The following is a 22550-nucleotide window of genomic DNA, read 5'->3' on the forward strand; positions in this document are numbered from 1 at the left end:
TGCTGTGCCATGGGTGGTGGCCCGCGCGCTCAGTCCGCAGCCACGGCGGGCACGGGTGCGGGCACCAGCAGGAACTCCTCGATGAAGACGTCCATCGGCACGGGCTTGCCGATCAGGAAGCCCTGGGCGTAGTCGACGCCCTCGGCCCGGACCACCTCGAGGATCTCGGGGTCGGAGACGAACTCGGCCACCGTCTGCTTGCCGAGGTCGCGGGCGATGCCGACGATCGAGCGCACGATCGTGCGGTCCACCGACGAGCGGTGGACGTGCGCGACGAACTCGCCGTCGATCTTCACGTAGTCGAAGATCAGATGCTTGAGGTAGTAGAAGGAGCCGAAGCCCGCCCCGAAGTCGTCGAGGGCGAACCGGCACCCGAGGGCCGCCATCCGCTCGGCGAACTCGCGGGCCAGGGCGACGTCCGCCACCGCTGAGGTCTCGGTGATCTCCAGGATCAGCGCGTGCGGGTCGACATCGAAGCGCTGGAGCGCCGACAGGATGGTCTGCTCGACCGCGGGGTCGCCCATCGACGCCCCGGAGATGTTCACCTCCAGGCAGAAGTCGGGCACGATCTGGCGCAGCTGCGCGAGCATCTCGAGGCTGCGGTCGAGCACCCAGCGGTCGACCCTCGGCATGAGGCCGGCGCGCTCGGCGATGTAGACGAAGCGCCCGGGCGGCACGAGCTCGCCGTCCTCGCCACGCAGGCGCAGGAGCACCTCGGCCGAGTCGATGCGACCGGTCTTCATGTCCATGATGGGCTGGAAGTGGAGCGCGAAGCGGTCGTGCTCGAGGGCCTCCTCGATCCGCGACTGCCACTGCAGCCGCATCGAGCTGCGCGGGCCGCGTCCCTCCCCCTCGGCGAGGAGCGCGACGCGGTTGCGGCCGGACTCCTTGGCGTCGTACATCGTCATGTCGGCGAGGGCGAGGATGTCGGCGGAGTGCTCGGAGGCCGCCGCGAACGTCACCGCGCCCACGCTCGCGGACACGTGACGGCGTACGCCGTCGAGGGTCGCCGCGTGGTCGCGGATGCGCTCCACGACGAGGTCCGCCACCCGCTGGGCAGCGGCCTGGTCGGCGTCGGTGAGCATGATGGCGAACTCGTCGCCGCCCACCCGCGCGACGACGTCGGTGGTGCGGATCGAACGACGCAGCAGACCCGCGATCGTCACGAGGAGCTGGTCGCCGGCGTTGTGCCCGAGCGAGTCGTTGACCTGCTTGAAGTTGTCGAGGTCCAGCAGCAGCAGGGCTCCGGTGGGACCGTGCCGGCGGCACCGGTCCAGGTGTCGCTCGAGCTCGCTCTCGAAGCGGCGCCTGTTGGCCAGCCCGGTGAGCACGTCGTGGTCGGCGAGGTGGGCGAGCCGGTCGAGGTAGCGACGGCGGTCGGAGACGTCGACGACGTTGACCATCACGATGTCGCCGATCTGCGGGTCCTGGACCACGGTGCTGCTGAGCGCCACGGCGACGTCGTTGCCGCCCGAGTCACGCAGACGGCACTCGGCGTCCATGATCTCGCTGCGGTGGGACATCAGGCGCTCGACGTGGTCCGAGATGGCGTCCTCGCCGGGCGTCTCGAAGCTCGTGAAGGGGTGCCCGACCATGTCCGGCGGCTCGAGGCCGACGATCACGGCCAGGGCGGTGTTGACGCGCACGACCGTTCCCGCCGGGTCGAGCAGGGCGACCCCGTGCGGAGCGTTGTCGAAGAGCCGCTCCACACGCTCGTTCGCCGTCCGGGCACGACGGGTCTCCCGGTCGAGGTCGTGCACGATCCGCTGGACGACGGGGGCGAGCACGAGCGCGACCGTGCTCCACACCGCGGCGCGGCGCCAGTCTCCCCACACGTACTCCGGCGCGCCGATGAGCACGATCGGGAGGAGGAAGACGAGCACCGTCAGGCCGCTCGCCACCCACAGCTCACGGCGCGTGCCGGTGATGGCCAGCCACAGGATGGGCAGCAGGACGCTCGCACTCAGTCCGGACGAGGTGCCCCCCGCCGCGCCTCCCGACGCGTGGTGCACGAGGGCGACGAAGGGGAACATCAGGTACGCCGGCGCCGGGTCGAGCCACGTGCGCTCGGGGCGGCGCACCGCGAGGACGAAGAGGGCCGCGACCGCGACGAGGAGCAGCCCGGCCAACGCGTAGACCCACCACCCGCTGACGTACGGCGGGACCAGGATGACCCCGAGGCACGCCAGCGCCACCGCGGCGAACGGCACCGCCAGCCCTACGCCGGGCTTGCCGTTGCGCAACCACAGCAGCGGGTCCGCATGTTGCCGAGATCTTGACACGCACTTGATCGTACGTGCGATCTTCGTCCGCCGGGGCCGATTCGGTGGTCAGTCCTCCGCGTCGAGGTCCGCAGCCACCCGGCGGTGCGCCTCCCAGATCTCCTCGGGCATCCGGTCGAACTGCGCGAGGTGCTCCTCGCGGAAGCCCATCTCCTGCTGCCAGCGCTCCTTGTCGATGGTGAGGATGCGCTGGAGGTCGGCGGCCGGGACGTCCATGCCCGCGAGGTCGAGCTCCTCCTCGGTCGGGATGATGCCCACGGCCGTGCGGCGTCCCTCGACCTCGCCGTTCTTCAGCTGCAGGAGCCAGAGCAGCGGACGCAGGTTGTCGCGGTAGCCGGGCCACAGGAAGTGCCCGTCGTCGGGGTCCTTCTGGAACCAGTTGACGTGCGCGAAGATCGGCTGCTCCTTCGCCGCACCGACGACGTCGAGATAGTGGCGGGCGTAGTCACCCTCGCCGTAGGCCATGAAGGGCCGGTTCGACATCGGGTCGTAGCGCAGCTGGCCGTCGACGCCCTCGGCCGCGAAGGTCGCCTCGGCCCCGAGCGTCAGGCCGTCGTAGACGCCCTCGGCGAGGTCGGTGATCGCGCGGATGAGCGGCTCGCGGTCGCGGGTGCGGCCGCCGAAGATGATCGCGTCGATCGGCACGCCCGCCGGCACGTCGTAGTCGGGTGCGATGTTGGGGACGTTGGCCAGGGTCGTGGTGAAGCGGCTGTTGGGGTGCGCCCACGCGGCCGTGTCGTTGTCCTTGCGGTCGGCCAGTGGTGCGCCGGTCCAGTCGAGCCAGCCCTTCACGTCGGTCGGCGGCTTCGGGGACTTGCCCTCCCACCACACCTCGCCCGTCGTGGGGTTGTGGGCGACGTTGGTGAAGATCGCCTGCGAGCCCTCCCGGATCGAGTCCAGTGCGTTGGGGTTGGTCACCTCGTTGGTGTCCTTGGCGACGCCGAAGACGCCGTACTCCGGGTTCATCCCCATCAGCCGACCGGACTCCTCGTCGACCCACAGCCACGCGATGTCGTCGCCGTAGAACGTCACGTGGTAGCGCTCGCCCAGCGCGTCCGGGGGAGCCATCATCGCGAGGTTGGTCTTGCCGGAGGCGCTGGGGAAGCCGCCGCAGACGTGCCAGGTCTTCCCGGTCTCCTTGTCGTGGATGCCGATGAGCATGTACTGCTCGGCGAGGAACTTCCGGCTCGCCCAGCCGTCGTACGCCCCCTGCCGCAGGCCGTGCGCGATCTTGCCCAGGAGCGCGTTGCCGCCGTAGGAGGAGCCGAAGTGCAGGATCGTGCGCTCGTCGGCGACGGTCACGAAGTAGCGCTGGTCGTCGGGGGTGCCCTGGCCGAGGCTCTCCAGGTCGCCGGTGACGTGGACCGCGCGGACGAAGGAGTCCGGGTCCTCGAGGTCGTTGACGAACTGCACGCCCACGCGGGCCATCCGGATCATGTGGAGCACGACGGTGCGGGTGTCGGTGAGCTCGACGCCGGCGGCCCAGGGCTCGAGCGGGTTGCCGGGGGGTGACATCAGGTAGGGGATGACGTACATCGTCTTGCCCTCGGACGCGCCGCGCATCCGGTCGTGGAGCATCGGCTTCATCTCCGAGGCCGGGCGCCAGTTGTTGTAGACGCCGCGGTCCTTCTCGTCGTTCGTCGCGACGATGGTGCGCTCCTCGGAGCGGGCGGTGTCCTTGTAGTAGCTGCGGGAGTAGTAGCGCCCCTCCCCCGCGCGCTGGAGCTCGCCGGCCGCCACGGCCTCCTCGAGGAGGCGGGCGTCGTCGGAGGCGTTGACCACCTCGACGTGCTCGGCGCCGGTGAGCTCGGCGTACTCCTTGACGAACTCGCGGACACGGGGGTTGGTCAGCCCGGCTTCGTCCAGGACTGCCTCGAGATCTGCCATCGCGCTGCCTCTCGTCGTGCGACGACCCGTTGTTCGACGTGCCGTCGCGTGTGCGGTGCTAGGCACCCTAGGGCACCGCCTCGCGGGCCGGACCGGCCCTCGGGAGGTGCTGATTTCGCTCGTCCGGAGTACGTCCGCTATTCTCGACCAGTCCTCGCGGGTCCTACGACCAGCACGGACGGGCGCCTGTAGCTCAACGGATAGAGCATCTGACTACGGATCAGAAGGTTTGGGGTTCGAATCCCTACAGGCGCGCAGATCGGAACAGGTCGATGACCTGCACGAACGCCACACGCGAGGCGAGACACCACCCACCACGGTCGCCAGCATCGGCTCAAGAATCGGCCCAAGAACCACCGCAGGTACCACTGGCGGAAGCAGGCGGGTCCCGGCGCACCCAGCCGCACCACTCCCCCTCGGGGTCCGCGTCGCCTGACCGCTCGGAGCCGCTCCACGCGTGGCCAGCGGTATCGGCGCAGCCGTGATCATGCCCATCACCCTGGCCGTCATCACCTCGACCTTCCCGAGGAGCAGCGGGGAGCTGAGGGTGCGTTGCATCGACGGTAGAAGTCCGCGGTACCAGCGCACGGTTGTCCAGGCGACCGCGCTCGAGAACGGACTCGGTGGTCTCGGTGATGTCGAGCAGCACGTCGCCTGGCAGGGCGATGTCGGTGATGTCGATTCGCTCGATCGTCAGGCGCACGGTGTCGTTCATCGCGGGTTGGCGAATTCGATGCCGCAACTGAGCTTGACCCGGGCGAGCCGCTCGACCTCTTCGATGTCGTTGTGTGCGGCGCCCGGCAGGCCAATGGGTCTCCTTGTGGCCACGCCTAACGGCAACGAATGGCAGTTGGGTGTCCGCACGCGGTGTGATCTCGCGTGCGTCCGGGGCTGTAACGGCCTGCCGGTGTGGTGGTCACGTCCCCTCCGGACGGGCAGTTATCAGCACCGTGTACGCCGCCTAGCGTCGAACCGACGACACGAGGAGGATCCGATGGGTCAGTGGTTCGAGACAGTGAACGAGGCGCAACGACGGGCGAAGAAGAGGCTGCCGTCGTCGGTCTACTCCGCCCTGCTCGCCGGGTCGGAGCGGGGAATCTCCTACGACGACAACACGCGGGCGTTCGGCGAGCTGGGCCTGGCGCCGCACGTGGCCGGACTCTCGGCCAAGCGTGACCTCGCCACCCGGGTGATGGGCCAGGACATCTCGATGCCGGTGATCATCTCGCCGACAGGGGTGCAGGCCGTGCACCCCGACGGTGAGGTTGCCGTGGCGCGCGCCTCTGCGGCGCGGGGTACGGCGATGGGCCTGAGCTCATTCGCCAGCAAGCCGCTCACCGAGGTGATCGCGGCGAACTCGCAGACGTTCTTCCAGACCTATTGGATGGGCGACCGCGACGCGATGGTCCGTCGGATGAATCGGGCCCGCGACGCGGGAGCGGTCGGGCTGATCGCCACGCTGGACTGGTCCTTCTCGCACGGCCGCGACTGGGGCAGCCCGCAGATCCCGGAGAAGCTCGACCTCAAGGCGATGGCGAAGTTCGCGCCCGAGGTGCTGCGCCGCCCGCGGTGGCTCGCCGACTTCCTGCGCTCCGGTGCCCTGCCCGACCTGAGCGCGCCCAACCTGGCCGAGCCCGGTGGCGAGGCGCCGACGTTCTTCGGGGCGTACGGCGAATGGATGACCACCCCGCCGCCGTCCTGGGAGGACGTGGCCTGGCTGCGTGAGGAGTGGGGTGGGCCGTTTATGCTCAAGGGGATCTGCCGCGTCGACGACGCGCTTCGCGCCCGCGACGCGGGGGTCACCGCCATCTCCGTCTCCAACCACGGCGGCAACAACCTGGACGGCACCCCGGCCCCGATCCGGGTGCTCCCGTCGATCGCGGCCGCCGTCGGTGACGACCTCGACGTGCTGCTCGACTCCGGGATCAGGCGGGGCAGCGACGTCGTGAAGGCGGTCGCCCTCGGTGCCAAGGCCGTGATGATCGGCCGCGCCTACCTCTGGGGGCTCGCCGCCGGCGGCCAGCCGGGCGTCGAGAACGTCCTCGACATCCTGCGCGGTGGCATCGACTCCACGCTGCTGGGGCTCGGCCACTCCTCCATCCACGACCTCACGCCCGACGACGTGATCGTCCCCGACGGCTTCACCCGCACCTTGGGCGTCCCGCGGTCGTGACCCGCGTCGCCCTCGTCACCGGTGCTGCTCGGGGGATCGGCGCGGCCACGGTCCGCGCCCTCGTCGACGACGGCTGCCGCGTGGTCGCGGTCGATGCGTGCCTCGGCGAGGACCATGGATTGCCCGGTGTCGACTACCCGTTGGCGACGCGCGACGACCTCGACCTGCTCGGGTCGTACGGCGACGCGGTCATCACGCACGTCGCCGACGTCCGGGACCCCGACGGACTCGGTGCGGCGGCCGACCTCGCACTGGAGCGCTGGGGAAGGCTGGACGTGGCCGTGGCCAGCGCCGCCGTGATGGTCGGCGGTCGGCCCGCGTGGGAGACGACGGCCGCCGAGCTCGAGTCGCTCTGGGCGGTCGACCTGGTCGGCGTGTGGAACACCGCCGTCGTCGCCGTACCCCACATGCTGGCCGGCCCGGACCCGGCGAGCTGCCGGTTCGTCGCGATCGCCTCCGCCGCGGGCAGCCGGGGGCTGTTCCACCTGGCCGGCTACACCGCGACCAAGCACGCAGTGATCGGACTGGTGCGCGGCCTGGCGGCAGACCTGGTCGGGACCGGCGTCACGGCGGTGACCGTCTCACCCGGAGCCACTCGCACCGCGATGCTCGACGCGACGGCCCGGCTCTACGGGCTCGAGGACCCGGCCGACCTGGCCGGCGACCAGCTCACCCGACGCCTGCACGAGCCGGCGGAGGTGGCCGCGACGATCGTGCACTGCTGCTCCGTGGCGGGCGGACTGCTCAACGGCTCGGTCATCGACCTGGGAGGCTGAGCTTGCATCTGGTTGTGCCTGTCCGATCGGGCAGGGCGGCCCCCGCACAGTGACGGGCGGAAGTCGCCCGGCCGGCACCTAGGGTGAGGGCGTCCCACCAGTGGGTTCCCGGCTCGCTTCCCTGGGCTACCGTGGAAACGAACCGGGTGAGGAGGTCCTGTGGTGTCTGCCCTGACCCCTTCGCGCCCCCCGGCCCCTCCAGCCCTGGCGAAGTTCCACGCGCCGGAGGTGGTGTTCGGTGCCGACTCACTGGGTGAGGCAGGGTTCGCGGCCATCCGGCTGGGGGCACGTCGACCGTTCCTGGTCACGGACCCCGGCATCGTGGAGGCGGGCTGGCTGGCGACGCTGCTCACCCGGCTCAAGGCCGAGGGGCTCACGCCGGTGCTGTGGACCGACGTCACGCCCAACCCCAAGGACCACGAGGTGCGCCGGGCCTACGAGTTGTATGCCGAAAGCGAGTGCGACGTCATCATCGCCCTCGGCGGCGGCTCGGTCATCGATGCGGCCAAGGGCGTCGCGATCCTCTCCGGCAACGGCGGCGACATCCGCGACTACGCCGGCGTCGACCAGGTGACGCGACCCATCCCGCCGCTGCTGATGATCCCCACGACCTCCGGCACTGGCGCCGACGTGTCGCAGTTCTGCATCGTCACCGACACCGACAGGCACGTGAAGCTGACCATCATGGGCCGAGCCCTGGTACCCGATGTGTCGATCACGGACCCGCGGTTGCTCACGACCATGCCCGAGGACCTCAACGCCGCCACGGGCCTCGATGCACTCACCCACGGCATCGAGGCTTTCGTGTCGCTGGCGCACAACCCGCTCGCCGACACCCATGCGCTGAACGCGGTGGGCCTCGTCTGCCGCAACCTGCGCACGACGATCACCGAGCCGGCCGAGATGACGGCGCGGGCGAAGATGGCGCAGGCCAGCCTGCAAGCGGGCCTCGCCTTCACCAATGCGATCCTCGGCGCCACGCACGCCATGAGCCACCAGGTCGGCGGGCTGCTGGACGCGCCGCACGGCGTGGTCAACGGTGTCCTGCTGCCCCACGTGATCCGCTACAACGCCCGTGCCAGTCCTGACCGCTTCATCGACCTGGCCCGGTCGGCCGGCATCGCCGTCGACGGCATGCCCGGCGAGGAGGCCGCCGAGCTCCTCGCCCAGCACATCCGGCGGCTCGCCGACGACGTGGGCGTTCCGCGCGGGCTGCGCGAGCTCGGGGTGTCCGACACCGACATCGACACGATGGCGCACACCACGCTCGACGACGCGTGCCTGACCACCAACCCGCGCACGGCGTCCGAGGCCGAGATCCAGCAGCTGTTCAGGGACGCCCTGTGATGAGGGGCGCATCGTGACGACGCGGCCACAGCAGCCTCCACCGGACCTGGCCACCCTCACGGGGGTCAGGTCCGGCAAGGGCTCCTACTACCGCGCCTACGTCAACTCCGACGAGCGGATGCAGCGCGCCGTACGCGCGATGGACTCGATCTCGCGGGCGCTGGTGCGCACCCACGAGGGGCCTCGCGGGCTGCTCGAGGAAGTGGTGCGGGCGGCAGCCGAGCACCTGCAGGCCGAGTGGACCCTGTTGGCGCTGTCCGACGGGCACCTCAGGGGCGCCCGGCCCCGGTTCCTGGTCCTGGGTCCGGCCGACGGTCCCCACGGGCAGCCGACCGCCGACGACTCCGGCCTGCCGCCGATGGTGCAGCGTGAGCTGGGTGCCATCCGGGCCGGGCACGCGGTGCGCAGCAACGACGACGGCCGATGGGTGCGCGTGCCGATGACGCTCGAGGGTCGGCCGATCGGCTGTCTCGTGGGCCTCCACCAGCTGGCCGTCGACCCCGAACCCGGCGACCTGTCCGTGCTTCGCATCCTCGCCAACCAGGCGGCGGTCTCGCTGCACACCTCGGAGCAGTACCAGGCCAGCATGGCCCTGCACCGTCGAGCGCAGCTCCTGCACGGCGAGGCTCGCGCACACGAGCGCGACCTCGAGGTGCGTACCTCCGAGCTCCGGCTCGCTGAGGACCGACTGGTGCTGGCGCACCAGCGCGAGCTCATCGACACGGAGCGGCACCGGATCGCTCGTGAGCTGCACGACTCCGTGGCGCAGTACGTCCTCTCGGCCGGTATGGCCGTCGAAGTGGCGCGCGGCGAGGCGGAGTCCCTGGGTGAACCCGGGGCCGGCATCTCCCATCGACTCGGGACGGCCAAGGAACTCTCCCAGCAGGCGGTCGACCAGCTGCGGCGTGCGATCTATGCCCTGCACCGCACCCCGAGCGACACCGTGGTCGAGCTGCCCGAGCTGCTGCGCGAGGTGGCCGCCCACCACCGGCCCCAGCTCGTGGTCCAGGTCCGGGTCGAGGGCGAGGCCGTGCTGCTGCCGGCCGAGGCCGGGCACGAGGTGGCCAGGGCTGTCGGCGAGGCGATGTTCAACGTCGCCGTACACGCGAAGGCGGAGCGGGCCGTGGTGCGGCTGCGCTACCGGCCAGACCAGGTGCTGGTGTCGGTCGCGGACGACGGGCAGGGCGACCCCAAGGAGCTGAGCCGGCTGCTGCGCCTGGAGCGCGGTCGCTCCGGCGACGGGTCGCACCGCGGCCTCGCCAACATCGAGAGCCGGCTGGTCGAGCTGGGCGGCAGCGTCGCCTTCCGTCGTGCTCGCATCGGCGGAGTCCGCGTCGAGATGCGCATCCCGCTCCCGCTCACACCGCCCGACCGGCCGGGCATCATCGACCAGCTGGTCGCGACCGGGAAGCGGCAACCCGCCGCACTGAAGGCCCACCGAACAAAGGACAGCTCGTGACGACGCTGACACCACCCCAGCACGGCCATGACGTGGAAACGGTGCGGATCATGCTCGTCGACGACCACGCCATCGTTCGCCAGGGCCTGCGCTCGATCCTCGAGCGGGAGCGCGACCTGATCGTGGTCGCCGAGGCATCCACCCCCGACGAGGCGCTCACCGTGATCGGCCGCTCCGCGCCGCACATCGTGCTGCTCGACCTCAAGTTGTCGACCGCGTCCGACACCGAGGGGCTCGAGCTGTGCGCCGAGCTCACGAGCCGCCACCCCGACATCGGGGTGCTGGTGCTGACCACCTTCCTCGACGAGCAGCTGGTGCTCAAGGCCATCCGCGCTGGCGCGCGCGGCTACGTCCTCAAGGACGTCGACACCTCCGGGCTGGTCCGGGCGATCCGCGACATCAGCCGTGGTGAGAGTGCCTTCGACGCGCGGTCGGCGGCCGCGATGGTGCGCGGGCTCAACACCCCGGACCCCGAGGAGTCCCAGCAGCTCACCGCCCGCGAGCGCGAGGTGCTGCGGCTGCTGGCGCGCGGGCTCTCCAACCGCGACATCGGCGTCAAGCTGTACATCTCCGAGACGACCGCGAAGTTCCACGTCGGCAACATCCTGCGCAAGCTGGGCGTCTCCCGGCGCGCCGAGGCCGTCTACGAAGCGACCAAGCTCGGCCTGATCTAACGCTTGTCGATCACCAGCCAGCCGCCGTGATGCTCGTTCACCTCGAACGGTAGCCCGGTCGCGCGGCCCCACGCTGTCAGGTCGTCGAGGCTGATCGTGCGGACGTGGCCCCACGTCTCGTCCGCCTCGTCCTCGAGGGGTACGGCGATGACGACCCGCCGCGCCGCCAGGCGCACCGCCTCGGCGACCACTCGGTCGCCGTGCCCGGCGTCGAGGTGCTCGAGGAGGTGGATGGCCAGCACCGTGTCGGCACTCGCGTCAGGACCGGGGAAGTGCCCGGCATCGGCCGCGACCGTGGTCAAGGAGATGCCGAGGCGCGGCGCCACCCCGGCGAGCAGCCGGCTGGTGCCGGGGGAGAGGTCGCTGGCTGTCGTGCGCCGACCGCTGGCCGCGATGCGGAGCGAGAGAAAGCCGAAGCAGCAGCCCAGCTCGAGCACGCTGCCGGGAGCGAGCAGCTGCTCCGCCCGGGCGTAGACGGGTGCGTAGTTGGCGATGGTGCCGTGCCGATCTGAGCCCTGCGCCACCCCGGTGTGGTCGTCGATGCGCTGCTCGATGCGCGCCATCGAGTTGCGGTAGAAGAGCTCCCAGCTGTCCAGTGCCCCGGACCGCGACGTGCGCACGATGCCGGTGAAGATCCGCTCGAAGACCTCGGGCCCACGCAGCCAGCCCGGACCGAAGAGCTCATCGGCGAGCAGCCCGGCGAGGTCGTCGTCGACCAGCTCGGGCGGCACCCGGTGGCCGACGTGGAGCAGGTCTCGGTCGTTGTGCACGTCGAAGTGCTCGGTGCGGATCGTGTGCAGCGCGCGTCGTGGCGGCACCGGACCCTGCGCACGCACCTCCACGACCTCGTCGACATAGGCCCCGTCGAGGCAGGCCTGGAGCGGGTCGATGGGGGCCGAGGTCGCGGCCTCGGTCATCAGCCGACCTCGGACATCGACATGGTGACCCGGTCGAGACCGGTCAGGTTGCGCACCACCTGGACGCGGCTGCAGTACTCCGCATAGGCGGGGAGATCGCAGCGACCCAGTCCCCACGAATAGCGCGGTTCCGGGGTGAGCCAGACGGTCTCGCGGGCCCGCCGCGTGATCTCCTCGAAGACCGACAGTCGCGGGTCGTTGCCGTTGCCCCGGCCGTCGCCGAGGACGATCACGGTCGTACGGCGGGTGACGGCGGAGCCGAACTGCTCCAGGAAGTCCTCGAACGCGGATCCGTAGTCGGAGTCGGCATCGACGTCGAGCACACCACCGGCCGGCAGTCCGGACATCACGAGCGAGAGCGCCTCCTCGGGGTGGTGCTCGGCGAACAGGTCGGTGATCTCCACGAGGTCCTTGACGAACGCGAAGGTGCGCACCGACGAGGCCAGCGACTGCAGGCTGTGCACGAGCTGCAGGGTGAAGCGCGCCGCCGAGCGCACCGAGAGCGAGACGTCGCAGAGCACCAGCAGCTTGGGCCGGTCCTCGACCTTGCTGACGGTGACCGGTCGGAACGGGACGCCGTCGTACTTCATGTTGGCGCGCATGGTGCGGGCGCCGTCGACGACGCCACGCGCGGCGGCCTTGCGACGCGGACGCGGCGCGCCACGCAGCGACCTCAGCAAGCGGCGCAGGGCCTCTTCCAGCTCGGCCCGCTCGTGCTCGTGGATCCGCTCGGTCTGGGCTGCCCGGATCTCGCGCTTCTCGATCTCGTGCTCGACCGCCATCAGCTTCTCGAGGTGCTGCTTCAAGCGCTCGGGCAACCCGGCGAGGAAGGGTGCGAGTGCCGCGCGCAGGGCTTCGAGCGTCGCACCGCGGTCCTCGTCGACATCGGGCAGGGCGTCCTCGAGCCAGCTGAGCAGTGCCATCTCCTGGGCCACGGTGAGCTCGACGTCGAGCTCCATGCCAGGGCTGCGGATGAGGTCGCCGGGGGAGCCCGGGTTGTGCATCCGGTGCGTGGAGATCTGCACGCGCGCGGCCTCGCCGGCACTGCCCTCGGTGTCGTTGGAGAGCACGATCTCGTCGGTTAGGGCAGCGATGTCGATCTTGTTCGCCTCCTGGTGGAGGTTGTACTGCTGCGCCATGTCCTCCGGCTTGAAGAACTCCTTGATGTCGTCCGGCTTGCCGTGCGAGTGACCGTCCTCGGGGATGTCGCCGGGCTCGTCGGAGAGCGTGAACTGCTCGAGCTCGCCGTCATCGGTCAGGTCGTCGTGGCTGTGGCCGTGGCCGACCTCGTCCTCGAAGACCGCTTGCAGCCCGAAGAACAGGTCGAAGACGCGATCGAAGGTGTCCAGGTCGCGACGGTCCTTGATCAGACTGACCATGAGCGCCGATCGAAGCACCTCGCGCTCACCGAGCACGCCGGCCTGAGCGACGGCGTGCATCGCGTCGATCGCCTCCGCCGTGCTCACCCGCACCCCGTTGAGGCGGAGGAACCTGATGAAGCGATGGACTGCCCCCTCCATCGGATCAGACCGGACGCTTGCGGGCAGAGCGCGCAGCGAACGAGCGCTCGCCCTGGCTGGCCGTGACCGTCTTGACCGCGGGTGCCTCGTCGGACTTCCCGGGACCGCCGTAGTTGTCACCGTGGCGTCCGGGCCTGTCCTTGGCGGCGCGGACCTCCTTGCCGTCCACCTCGGCGTCACCGTCGTCGTGACTGTGGTCGCCGTCCGCGCCGTGGCCGTGTCCGTGGCCGTGTCCGTGGCCGTGTCCGTGTCCGTGGTCGTTCTTGGACGGCACCTTCGCATTCGGGTCGACCAAGGTGGGGATCGCGGCCAGCGCCTTCTTCAGGTCACGTTCGTACTTCACCACCACGTTGAGGGTCTGTGACAGCACGTCGGCACTCAGCTCGCTGACCCCGAGCACGGCCAGCGTGCGGGCCCAGTCGATGGTCTCGGAGATGCTCGGTGCCTTGCGGAGCTCGAGCGCGCGCAGACCTCGGACGATCTCGATGAGGCGGACGGCCAGCGCCTCACTGAGCCCGGTGTCCTTGGAGTTGATGATCTCCAGCTCGCGCTGCGCCTCGGGGTAGTCGAGGAAGAGGTGGAGGCAGCGGCGCTTGAGTGCGGCGGACAGGTCGCGGGTGTTGTTGGAGGTGAGCACGACGTACGGCAGTTGCTCGGCCTTCACCGTGCCGACCTCGGGGATGGAGATCTGGAACTCCGACAACAGTTCGAGCAGCACGGCCTCGAGGGCCTCGTCGGCGCGGTCGACCTCGTCGATCAGCAGCACGACGGGTTCGTCGGAGTCGATCGCTTCCAGCAACGGTCGGGGAGCGAGGAAGCGCTCCGAGAAGAAGACGCTGTCCTGCTTGGCGATCCGCTCGACCGCCTCGTTGAGGTCGGCGGCGTCCTCGACGACCTGGCCGATCTTCTCGCGCAGGATCTGGGTGTAGAGCATCTGCTTGCCGTAGTCCCACTCGTAGAGGGCCTTGGTCTCGTCCTGGCCCTCGTAGCACTGCAGCCGGATCAGCCGCCGGCCGGTGACGGCGGCGAGGCTGGTCGCGAACTGGGTCTTGCCCACGCCGGCCGGGCCCTCGAGGAGGACCGGCTTGCCCAGGCGGGTCTGGAGGAACACCGTCGTGGCGAGACGGTCGTCGGCGAGGTAGCCGGCTTCGCGGAAGCGCTCGAGGGCATGGGCGACGTCGTCGAACTCGCCTTCGCCGGCAGCATTGCGCGGATCCGTGTTCACTTGGCGCTCCTTCGAACGTGGTGGGGATGGGGTCCGGACCGGGCAGCACGGCGATCGCTGCCCGGTCCGGCGTACAGGGGCGAACCCGGCCTCAGGAAAGGAGGTCGTCCAGGTCACCGTTCATGCAGTGCTCGACGACGGGGCGAACCGTCTCGAAGGTGCACTCCTTGGCGTTGCCCGGGGTGCAGGCGTCGCCGAGGACGTGGTTGGTGATGCGGTCCACGTCCTCCTTGTCACCGGTGATCACCTTGGCGTTCTCGTAGAACTTCGTCGGGCCCTGGCCCAGCCGGTTCTTCGAGTAGCTGTCGGCGGTGATGTCGGTGAACTTCTCCGGGATGCCCACGTCGCGCAGCAGCCGGATCGAGGCGGCGAGCGCCGCATCGGCTGCCTGCGGCTTGGTCATGCCGCGAGTGTCGACGCCCATCGCCTCGGCGATGTCGGCGAAGCGGCCGTACGCCGCCGACATGTTGAACGCCCACACACGCGGCAGCGCGATGGCGTTGTTCAGGCCGTGGTGCGTGTCGTAGAACGCGCTGATCGCGTGCGACGTCGAGTGGATGATGCCGAGACCACCGGAGTTGAACGCCTGGGCGGCGATGTACTGCGCGTACATCATGCCCTCGCGTCCGGCGAGGTCCTGGCCGTTCCACACCGCTGCCCGGAGGTGCTCCGACGTCAGTTTGATGGCGTGCAGTGCGTTGCCGAGCGACGGCTGGAAGTTGATGCGGGAGACGTACGGCTCGCTGGCGTGCGCGAGCACGTCGAAGCCGCACTGGGCGGTGTAGTCGACCGGGCAGTCGAAGTAGAGCACCGGGTCGTCGATCGCCAGGGAGGTGACTGACGCGTCGTCGAAGGCGACGTACTTGTGCGGGTTGTCCGGGTCGGTCGTGGTGTCGGTGATGACGTAGGCCCACGAGGTCTCCGAGCCGGTGCCGGCCGTGGTGGAGACCGCGATGTGCGGCGGGTTCTTCGGGTTCTCGGACATGTTGAAGCCCTCGAACTCGTTGACGTTGCGACCGTCATGGGCCACCGAGACACGAGCGCCCTTGCAGGCATCGTGCGAGGAGCCGCCGCCGATGGAGACGAACGAGTCGCACTCGTTCTCCTGATACATCGCCACGGAGTCCATGACGTTGTAGTCTTTAGGGTTGGACTCGACCTTGTCGTAGACCACGACCTCCAGGCCGTGGTACTTCATCGACTCCACGATCTTGTGCACGATGTCGGTGCCGCGCAGGCCCGACGTCATGACGAGCGTCTTGCGGAAGCCGAGCTTGAGTGCCTCCGGCCCGATCATCTCGTGCGCGCCGGGTCCCATCAGGGCCCGAGGAAACGGGTGGAACTCCTTGATGGGGAACGGTTTGAGCAGTTCGTCGACCTGCATGGATGACCTCCTGGAGACAGATATCTGACTGCTCCGGACGCTAGGTCCGCCACGGGGCCGCGGCCAGACGAGGATCCGCATACGGGTCGGTGGGTCAGGAGTCGACCTGACCATCAGGGCAGGTCCGGCCCGCTGAGTGAGGGGTGCGCCGCCACGGCGTGCTTCCTAGCGTGGAAAGCGACCCACCAGCCATCTCGACCCGGAGGTATCGCCATGACCGACCCGAACCAGGACCCCACTCCCGAGACCAAGACCGCCGCCCTCGCCGAGGACGAGCTGGTCGAGGAGGTCTCCATCGACGGCATGTGCGGCGTCTACTGATGATCGACGGCGAAGCCTGGCAGCTGAGTCCGTCGGTGGAGTTGCGACCGGAGCCCTTCGGGGCGTTGGTCTACGACTTCTCGACCCGACGCCTCAGCTTCCTCAAGACCCTGCGCCTGCTCGACGTCGTCCGCCGCCTCGACGGGACGACAGACGTCGGTCACGCGCTGGAGTCTGCGGGAGTGGGCGAGGGGGAGCGCGCCGGCTACCTCAAGGCCCTCGACGGGCTCGCCGCCAACGGCGTACTGATCAGGAGCGCACCATGACCGCGACATTGACCGAGACCCCGCCGCCCGCCGTCGGTCGCCTCATCGACCAGTTCGAGCTCGGCCTCGACGCCCCGATCTGCCTCACCTGGGAGCTCACCTACGCCTGCAACCTTGCGTGCCTGCACTGCCTGTCGTCCTCGGGTCGCCGCGACCCCGACGAGCTGGACACGGAGGAGGCCAAGGCCCTCATCCGCGAGTTCGAGCGGATGCAGATCTTCTACGTCAACATCGGCGGCGGAGAGCCCACGGTGCGTCCCGACTTCTGGGAGCTCCTCGACTACGCGGTCGAGCACCACGTCGGGGTGAAATTCTCGACCAACGGCTTCCGGATCACCAAGGAGCGGGCCGAGAAGCTCGCGGCCACGGACTACATCGACGTACAGATCTCGCTCGACGGCGCGACCGCCGAGGTCAATGACGCGGTCCGCGGCCAGGGCACCTACGACGCCGCCATGAAGGCGCTCGCCAATCTCCAGGCAGCCGGCATGCAGGACTTCAAGATCTCGGTGGTGTGCACGCGTCACAACATCGACCAGCTCGACGAGTTCAAGGCGATCGCGGACAGCTTCGGCGCCCAACTGCGGCTGACGCGGCTGCGACCGTCGGGTCGCGGTGCCGACGTGTGGGACGAGCTGCACCCGCTGCCGCACCAGCAGCGCCAGCTCTACGACTGGCTCGTCGCCAACGGCGAGAAGGTGCTCACCGGTGACTCGTTCTTCCACCTTGCGGCGTACGGCGATCCGTTGCCCGGCCTCAACCTGTGTGGCGCCGGCCGCGTGGTCTGCCTGGTGGACCCGGTCGGGGACGTCTATGCGTGCCCGTTCGCGATCCACGACAGGTTCAAGGCCGGCAACATCCGTGACCTCGGCTTCGACCACGTCTGGAAGCACGCGCCGTTGTTCGAGGAGCTGCGCAGCCCGCAGACCGGCGGTGCCTGCGCGAAGTGCTCGGCCTACGACAACTGCCGCGGTGGCTGCATGGCGGCCAAGTTCTTCACCGGGCTGCCGTTGGACGGTCCGGACCCGGAGTGCGTCAAGGGCAACGCCGAGGAGGCGTTGGCGAGCCTGGACCGCGGCGCGCTCCCGGGCTCCAGTCAGGACCACTCCCACACAGGCACGGTGCGCAACGCACCCGTCGGACTCACGCTCGGGGCGACCCGGACGCGACCGACGAGCGCGTGCGACGAGAGTCCGGTCGCAGGGATGGTCTGAGATGGGTGCGAGCTCGGCCGGCGAGCCCAGTCGACGCCTCGGCCTCGGCGGGGCGCGCTGGCCAACGATCGAGGGCGACCCGCCGCTGGTGCTCGTACCCATCGGATCGCTCGAGCAGCACGGCCCGCACCTCCCGCTGGCGACGGACTCGATGCTGGCGTGTGCAGCGACCCGGGAGGTCGCCGTACGACTGGATGCTGCTGGTGTGCGCGTGCTGGTGGCGCCCGCTCTTGCGTATGGCGCCAGCGGCGAGCACGAGGACTTCCCGGGGACCATCTCGATCGGCCACGAGGCGCTCCATCTGCTGCTGGTCGAGCTCGGCCGATCGGCCTGCCGGTGGGCCAAGGGGTTGGTGTTCGTCAACGGTCACGGCGGCAATGTGCCCACGGTGGTGAGCGCCGTGACCACCCTGCGCGACGAGGGCCGCCCCGCCGCCTGGACAGGGTTCGGGGTGCTGGGCGGCGACGCGCACGCCGGCCGCACGGAGACCTCAATGCTGCGCAACCTGGCGCCGTGGACCGTGCGCATGGACCTCGCCGAGGCCGGGGCCACCGAGCCCATCGACCAGTTGATGCCGCGGCTGCGCAGCGTCGGCGTCCGCACCGTGTCGCCCAACGGCGTCCTCGGTGACCCGACCGGCAGCTCCCCGGACGAGGGCCGGCGACTCTTCGACGTGCTGGTGAACCGGCTGCATCGTGAGCTGACCGTTCTGGACGTCGGCAACGACGGCCGACTCCGGCGTCCCGAGCGCAGCAGCGTCAGATCGTGACCCTGCCGGACGGCTTCGGGGTCCGTCTGTCGTCCCGGACCAAGGTCTGTGACGGTGGCCGGTCACTGGTGGGCGGCAGCCGCGGCTCGGTGCTCTATCTCAGCGACGTCGCCGCCGAGCTGCTCGACGGCGGCCGGGTCCTGCGTGCGCACACCAGCGACGCCGCCACGCTGGCCAGGTCGCTCCTCGACAGGGGTTTCGCGGAGCCGTGGTGGCCGGACCCGGCCGGGCCCGACAGCGACGTCCTCGACGTGACCGTCGTGGTGCCGGTGCGCGACCGGGCGCCGGACCTGACCTCGTTACTCGAGGCGCTGCCCTCATCGGTGCCGGTCGTGGTGGTCGACGACGGATCGCGCGATCCCGATCTCGTCGCCCGTGTCGCTCGTGCGTACGGCGCCTTGCTGGTCGTCCACGACGTCAATCGCGGCCCGGCGGCCGCCCGCAACTCCGGCCTGCGACACGTGACCACGCCCTTCGTCGCCTTCTGCGACTCCGACATCGTCCCCGACCCCGGCTGGCTGGCGACGCTGCGTCGGCATCTCGACGACCCAGCGCTGGCGATGGTCGCGCCGCGGGTGCTGGGTCCCGAGCGTCGCCCCGGTGACAGCTGGGTGGAGCGCTACGAACAGGCGCGGTCCTCCCTCGACCTCGGCCCCGAGCCGGCAGCGGTGCGTCAGCAGGGCGTCGTTGCCTACCTCCCGAGCGCCTGCCTGATCGCGCGCGTCGCCGTACTCGCCCGGCTCGGGTCCGGCCCCTTCGACGAGGCGCTGCGCTGCGGTGAGGACGTCGACCTGGTCTGGCGGCTGCTCGCCGCAGGCGCGGGTGTGCGCTACGAGCCGGCGGCCACCGTCCGCCATCGGCACCGCGCCCGGCTGGGGGAGTGGCTCGGACGCAAGGCCTTCTACGGCACGTCGGCGGCACCGCTGGCGCAGCGCCACGGCTCGGCGGTCGCGCCCCTCGTCATCTCGCCCTGGTCGGCCGTGTTCGCGGCCGCCCTCCTCGCCCAGCGCCGCTGGTCCGTCCCGGTCGCGCTAGCCTCGGCTGCCGTCGCGACGGCCGGCACCTCCCGTCAGCTGGGCCGCAGTGAGCGTCCCGTTCGCGCGGCGGCGATCCTGACGCTGGAGGGCAGCGTCACCGTGCTGTGGCAGACGGGCGCCGCGTTGACCCGCCACTACTGGCCGCTCGCGGCCCTGGCCGCCACCCAGTCACGCCGCGCCCGGCGCGCACTGGCCGTGGCCGCGGTGGTCGACGGACTGGTCGACCGGCGACGGGTCGGGGCCGACCTGGATCCCGTCCGCTACGTGCTGGCGCGACGGCTCGACGACCTGGCCTACGGGAGCGGCGTCTGGCTCGGCGCCGCCCGGGCGCGTTCCTTCGACGCGTTGCGCCCCGACGTACGCCTCTCTCGTCGCCGATGAATCACGGTGCAACCTCGTCGAACCTCCGGCGCGCGATGGTGGGGAACCGGGCGGGCTCCGGAGGGGTGAGCGTGAATAATGAACCCATGGGTCGCGACGGCATGCGCGCAGAGGTGGCAGATTCCTGGCACCTGTCGGCGGCGGCGGGCGTGGACGTGGAGAGCGTCGAGGCGCCGATCACGCTGGCCGAGTCCGACCTGCGTGACCACCGGGCGGCTCATCCGCTCGCCCAGGTCTTCCCGCTGCTCGACGACGTGCTCGGCCAGGCCGCGCGGGACTGCGGTGCGGTCATGGCGGTCAGCGACGCGGCCGGCCAGCTCCTGTGGGTGTGCGGCTCTCCGTCGACGCTGCGGCAGGCCGAGAAGATCGGCTTCGTCGAGGGCTCGAACTGGGACGAGCGCCTGGCCGGCACCAACGCTCCGGGTCTCGCCCTGCGCCTCGGCCAGCCTGTCCAGGTGCGGCGGTCGGAGCACTTCCGGCACTCGGTCCAGCAGTGGAGCTGTGCGGCATCGCCGATCCACGATCCGACGTCCAGCACCCTGCTCGGGGTCCTCGACATCACCGGCAACGACGACATCGCGGTGCCGCAGACGATGGCGATGGTGCGGGCGGCGGCCCGGATGGCCGAGGCCGAGCTCGCGCGTGAACTGCTCACGCGCGCCGCGCAGCCGGTCGAGTCCAAGGCCGGTCCGCAGGTCGTGGTCGAGCTGCTCGGACGCCACGAGGCGCTGCTCACGATCGACGCGCGCCACTCGCTGCGGCTCTCCCCGCGCCATAGCGAGATCCTGCTCCTCCTCGCCTCGGCCCCGCACGGGCTCTCCGGCGACGAGCTCGCGGTCCTGGTCTACGAGGACGACGGCGCGTCCTCCACCCTGCGCGCCGAGCTCAACCGGTTGCGCAACCTCCTCGGCGACGACCTCCTCGCCTCCCGCCCCTACCGTCTCGGGGCCCGGGTCGCCGGCGACTGGCTGGCGCTCGAGGCGCAGCTGGCGGCGGGCGACGTACGCCGAGCGCTGCGCGACTATCGCGGCCCGATCCTTCCCCGGTCGACCGCGCCCGGCGTGGTCCGGCTTCGCGACCAGCTGCACCACTCGCTGCGTGCCACGGTGCTGGCGAGCAAGGAACCCGACCTGATGTCGACGTGGACGCGCTCTCGGTGGGGCGCGGACGACTACGACATGTGGGTGGCGCAGCGCGATGCCCTCGGCGCGGTGTCGCCGATGCGTTCGCTGGTCGACGGGCAGCTCGCGCGCCTCGACCGCGACCTGGCCTGAGGGCCGGCCCGGGGGTTCGCAACGTTCATGCAACGTGCCCGCTCCTAGCGTGACGGTCGTCACACACCCCCTCACTCTTTGGAGCATCACATGACTGTCTACGCCCAGCCCGGAACCGACGGTTCGGACATCGAGGTCAAGAGCCGCTACGGCCACTACATCGGCGGCGAGTGGGTCGACCCGATCAAGGGCGGCTACTTCGAGAACATCTCCCCGGTCAACGGCAAGCCCTTCACCGAGGTGGCGCGCGGGACCGCCGAGGACATCGAGGCCGCCATCGACGCTGCCTGGAACGCCGCCGACGGCTGGGGACGTTCATCGACCACCGAGCGTTCCAACGTCCTGCTCAAGATCGCCGACCGGATGGAGGCGAACCTCGAGTCCCTCGCCGTCATCGAGACGTGGGACAACGGCAAGGCGGTGCGCGAGACCATCAACGCGGACATGCCGCTGGCCATCGACCACTTCCGCTACTTCGCCGGCGCCCTGCGCGCCCAGGAGGGCGGCATCTCCGAGATCGACGAGAACACGATCGCCTATCACTTCCACGAGCCTCTGGGCGTCGTCGGCCAGATCATTCCGTGGAACTTCCCGATCCTGATGGCGGTCTGGAAGCTCGCGCCCGCCCTCGCGGCCGGCAACGCGGTCGTGCTCAAGCCGGCTGAGCAGACGCCGTGGTCGATCCTCAAGCTGATGGAGCTGATCGGCGACCTGCTGCCGGCTGGCGTGCTCAATGTCGTCAACGGCTTCGGTGTCGAGGCCGGCAAGCCGCTGGCGAGCAGCAGTCGCATCCGCAAGATCGCGTTCACCGGCGAGACCACGACCGGGCGGCTGATCATGCAGTACGCCTCGGAGAACATCATCCCGGTCACGCTCGAGCTCGGCGGCAAGAGCCCGAACATCTTCTTCGACGACGTCGCGGCCGAGAAGGACGCCTTCTACGACAAGGCGCTCGAGGGCTTCACGATGTTCGCGCTCAACCAGGGCGAGGTCTGCACGTGTCCGTCGCGCGCGCTCGTTCAGCGGTCGATGTACTCCGACTTCGTGCCCGACGCGATCGCCCGGGTCGAGGCCATCACCCAGGGCAACCCGCTCGACGTCACCACGATGATGGGCGCGCAGGCCTCCAACGACCAGCTCGAGAAGATCCTGTCCTACCTCGACATCGGCAAGCAGGAGGGCGCCAAGGTGCTCACCGGTGGTGAGCGCAACGTCCTCGAGGGCGACCTCGCCGAGGGCTACTACGTGCAGCCCACCGTCTTCGAGGGCGACAACTCGATGCGGATCTTCCAGGAGGAGATCTTCGGTCCGGTCGTCTCGCTCACCAGCTTCGACGACGAGGCCGACGCCCTCAAGATCGCCAACGACACAATGTTCGGCCTCGGTGCCGGTCTGTGGACCCGCGACGGCTCCCGTGCCTTCCGCGCCGGCAAGGCGATCCAGGCCGGCCGGGTCTGGACCAACTGCTACCACGCCTACCCCGCGCACGCGGCGTTCGGCGGCTACAAGCAGTCCGGCATCGGCCGCGAGAACCACAAGATGATGCTCGATCACTACCAGCAGACCAAGAACCTCCTGGTCTCCTACAGCCCCGACAAGCTGGGCTTCTTCTAAATGCTCGAACGAGTAGCGGTGACAGGTGAG

The 22550-nt window shown here is 70.0% G+C and carries 19 protein-coding genes and 1 tRNA gene; 13 read left to right on the plus strand and 7 right to left on the minus strand.

What is annotated here, in order from left to right:
• Positions 1-29: 29 nt before the first annotated feature.
• Both IRX98_RS18530 and IRX98_RS18535 read right to left on the minus strand, forming a co-directional pair.
• On the minus strand, positions 30-2282 hold the full coding sequence (locus tag IRX98_RS18530) for a putative bifunctional diguanylate cyclase/phosphodiesterase (protein WP_224279297.1): 2253 nt from the start codon (positions 2280-2282) through the stop codon (positions 30-32).
• A 48-nt stretch (positions 2283-2330) separates the two neighbouring features.
• Positions 2331-4169 (minus strand): phosphoenolpyruvate carboxykinase (GTP), encoded by a 1839-nt coding sequence (locus tag IRX98_RS18535; protein ID WP_224279298.1) that lies wholly within the window; start codon positions 4167-4169, stop codon positions 2331-2333.
• Positions 4170-4351: 182 nt separating this feature from the next.
• Here IRX98_RS18535 and IRX98_RS18540 point away from each other — a divergent pair.
• Positions 4352-4424, plus strand: a tRNA-Arg gene (locus IRX98_RS18540).
• A gap of 79 nt (positions 4425-4503) precedes the next feature.
• Here the strand turns inward: IRX98_RS18540 and IRX98_RS18545 are convergent.
• Positions 4504-4884, minus strand: a complete 381-nt coding sequence (locus IRX98_RS18545) for a hypothetical protein (protein WP_224279299.1) — start codon at positions 4882-4884, stop codon at positions 4504-4506.
• A 279-nt stretch (positions 4885-5163) separates the two neighbouring features.
• On the opposite strand from IRX98_RS18545, the gene mftD reads away from it, so the two are divergent.
• The 5 genes from mftD to IRX98_RS18570 all read left to right on the plus strand — a co-directional run bounded on the left by mftD (position 5164) and on the right by IRX98_RS18570 (position 10598).
• Positions 5164-6342, plus strand: a complete 1179-nt coding sequence (mftD, locus tag IRX98_RS18550; RefSeq protein WP_224279300.1) for a pre-mycofactocin synthase MftD — start codon at positions 5164-5166, stop codon at positions 6340-6342.
• Positions 6339-7118 (plus strand): mycofactocin-coupled SDR family oxidoreductase, encoded by a 780-nt coding sequence (locus tag IRX98_RS18555; protein WP_224279301.1) that lies wholly within the window; start codon positions 6339-6341, stop codon positions 7116-7118. Before mftD ends, IRX98_RS18555 begins: the two co-directional genes overlap by 4 nt.
• 162 nt (positions 7119-7280) lie before the next feature.
• A complete protein-coding gene (locus tag IRX98_RS18560; RefSeq protein ID WP_224279302.1) occupies positions 7281-8465 on the plus strand; it encodes an iron-containing alcohol dehydrogenase in 1185 nt (394 codons plus the stop codon).
• A 13-nt stretch (positions 8466-8478) separates the two neighbouring features.
• Positions 8479-9924 (plus strand): MadS family sensor histidine kinase, encoded by a 1446-nt coding sequence (locus tag IRX98_RS18565; protein WP_224279303.1) that lies wholly within the window; start codon positions 8479-8481, stop codon positions 9922-9924.
• The gene (locus tag IRX98_RS18570) at positions 9921-10598 is read left to right on the plus strand and encodes a MadR family response regulator transcription factor (protein WP_277988341.1); all 678 of its coding nucleotides are present in this window, start codon (positions 9921-9923) and stop codon (positions 10596-10598) included. The genes IRX98_RS18565 and IRX98_RS18570 overlap by 4 nt, the downstream gene beginning before the upstream one ends.
• Here the strand turns inward: IRX98_RS18570 and mftM are convergent.
• The 4 genes from mftM to mdo form a co-directional block, all read right to left on the minus strand.
• Entirely contained in the window at positions 10595-11515 is a 921-nt protein-coding gene (gene mftM, locus IRX98_RS18575) for a mycofactocin oligosaccharide methyltransferase MftM (RefSeq protein ID WP_207083554.1), read from the minus strand. The genes IRX98_RS18570 and mftM overlap by 4 nt on opposite strands.
• Complete coding sequence (locus IRX98_RS18580; RefSeq protein ID WP_235745940.1) at positions 11515-13035, minus strand: VWA domain-containing protein; 1521 nt, start codon at positions 13033-13035, stop codon at positions 11515-11517. Before IRX98_RS18580 ends, mftM begins: the two co-directional genes overlap by 1 nt.
• Positions 13036-13039: 4 nt before the next feature.
• On the minus strand, positions 13040-14260 hold the full coding sequence (locus IRX98_RS18585; RefSeq protein ID WP_224279305.1) for an AAA family ATPase: 1221 nt from the start codon (positions 14258-14260) through the stop codon (positions 13040-13042).
• Positions 14261-14351: 91 nt separating this feature from the next.
• The gene (mdo, locus tag IRX98_RS18590; RefSeq protein WP_224279308.1) at positions 14352-15644 is read right to left on the minus strand and encodes an NDMA-dependent methanol dehydrogenase; all 1293 of its coding nucleotides are present in this window, start codon (positions 15642-15644) and stop codon (positions 14352-14354) included.
• A 213-nt stretch (positions 15645-15857) separates the two neighbouring features.
• Here mdo and mftA point away from each other — a divergent pair, with 213 nt between their 5' ends.
• The 7 genes from mftA to exaC all read left to right on the plus strand — a co-directional run bounded on the left by mftA (position 15858) and on the right by exaC (position 22520).
• Positions 15858-15965 (plus strand): mycofactocin precursor MftA, encoded by a 108-nt coding sequence (gene mftA, locus IRX98_RS18595; protein WP_207083551.1) that lies wholly within the window; start codon positions 15858-15860, stop codon positions 15963-15965.
• On the plus strand, positions 15965-16231 hold the full coding sequence (gene mftB, locus IRX98_RS18600) for a mycofactocin biosynthesis chaperone MftB (protein WP_207083550.1): 267 nt from the start codon (positions 15965-15967) through the stop codon (positions 16229-16231). Before mftA ends, mftB begins: the two co-directional genes overlap by 1 nt.
• Positions 16228-17445: a mycofactocin radical SAM maturase gene (mftC, locus tag IRX98_RS18605; protein ID WP_207083549.1), complete on the plus strand. Its 1218-nt coding sequence runs from the start codon at positions 16228-16230 to the stop codon at positions 17443-17445. Before mftB ends, mftC begins: the two co-directional genes overlap by 4 nt.
• Position 17446: 1 nt before the next feature.
• On the plus strand, positions 17447-18214 hold the full coding sequence (gene mftE / locus IRX98_RS18610) for a mycofactocin biosynthesis peptidyl-dipeptidase MftE (protein WP_207083548.1): 768 nt from the start codon (positions 17447-17449) through the stop codon (positions 18212-18214).
• On the plus strand, positions 18211-19632 hold the full coding sequence (gene mftF / locus IRX98_RS18615) for a mycofactocin biosynthesis glycosyltransferase MftF (protein ID WP_224279310.1): 1422 nt from the start codon (positions 18211-18213) through the stop codon (positions 19630-19632). The genes mftE and mftF overlap by 4 nt, the downstream gene beginning before the upstream one ends.
• Before the next feature lie 86 nt (positions 19633-19718).
• Positions 19719-20906 (plus strand): GAF domain-containing protein, encoded by a 1188-nt coding sequence (locus tag IRX98_RS18620; protein WP_224279312.1) that lies wholly within the window; start codon positions 19719-19721, stop codon positions 20904-20906.
• Positions 20907-20996: 90 nt separating this feature from the next.
• The gene (exaC, locus tag IRX98_RS18625; RefSeq protein ID WP_207083545.1) at positions 20997-22520 is read left to right on the plus strand and encodes an acetaldehyde dehydrogenase ExaC; all 1524 of its coding nucleotides are present in this window, start codon (positions 20997-20999) and stop codon (positions 22518-22520) included.
• Positions 22521-22550: the final 30 nt, after the last annotated feature.

The sequence above is a fragment of the Nocardioides lacusdianchii genome, assembly GCF_020102855.1.
In the GTDB taxonomy this organism is placed as follows: Bacteria; Actinomycetota; Actinomycetes; order Propionibacteriales; family Nocardioidaceae; genus Nocardioides; species Nocardioides lacusdianchii.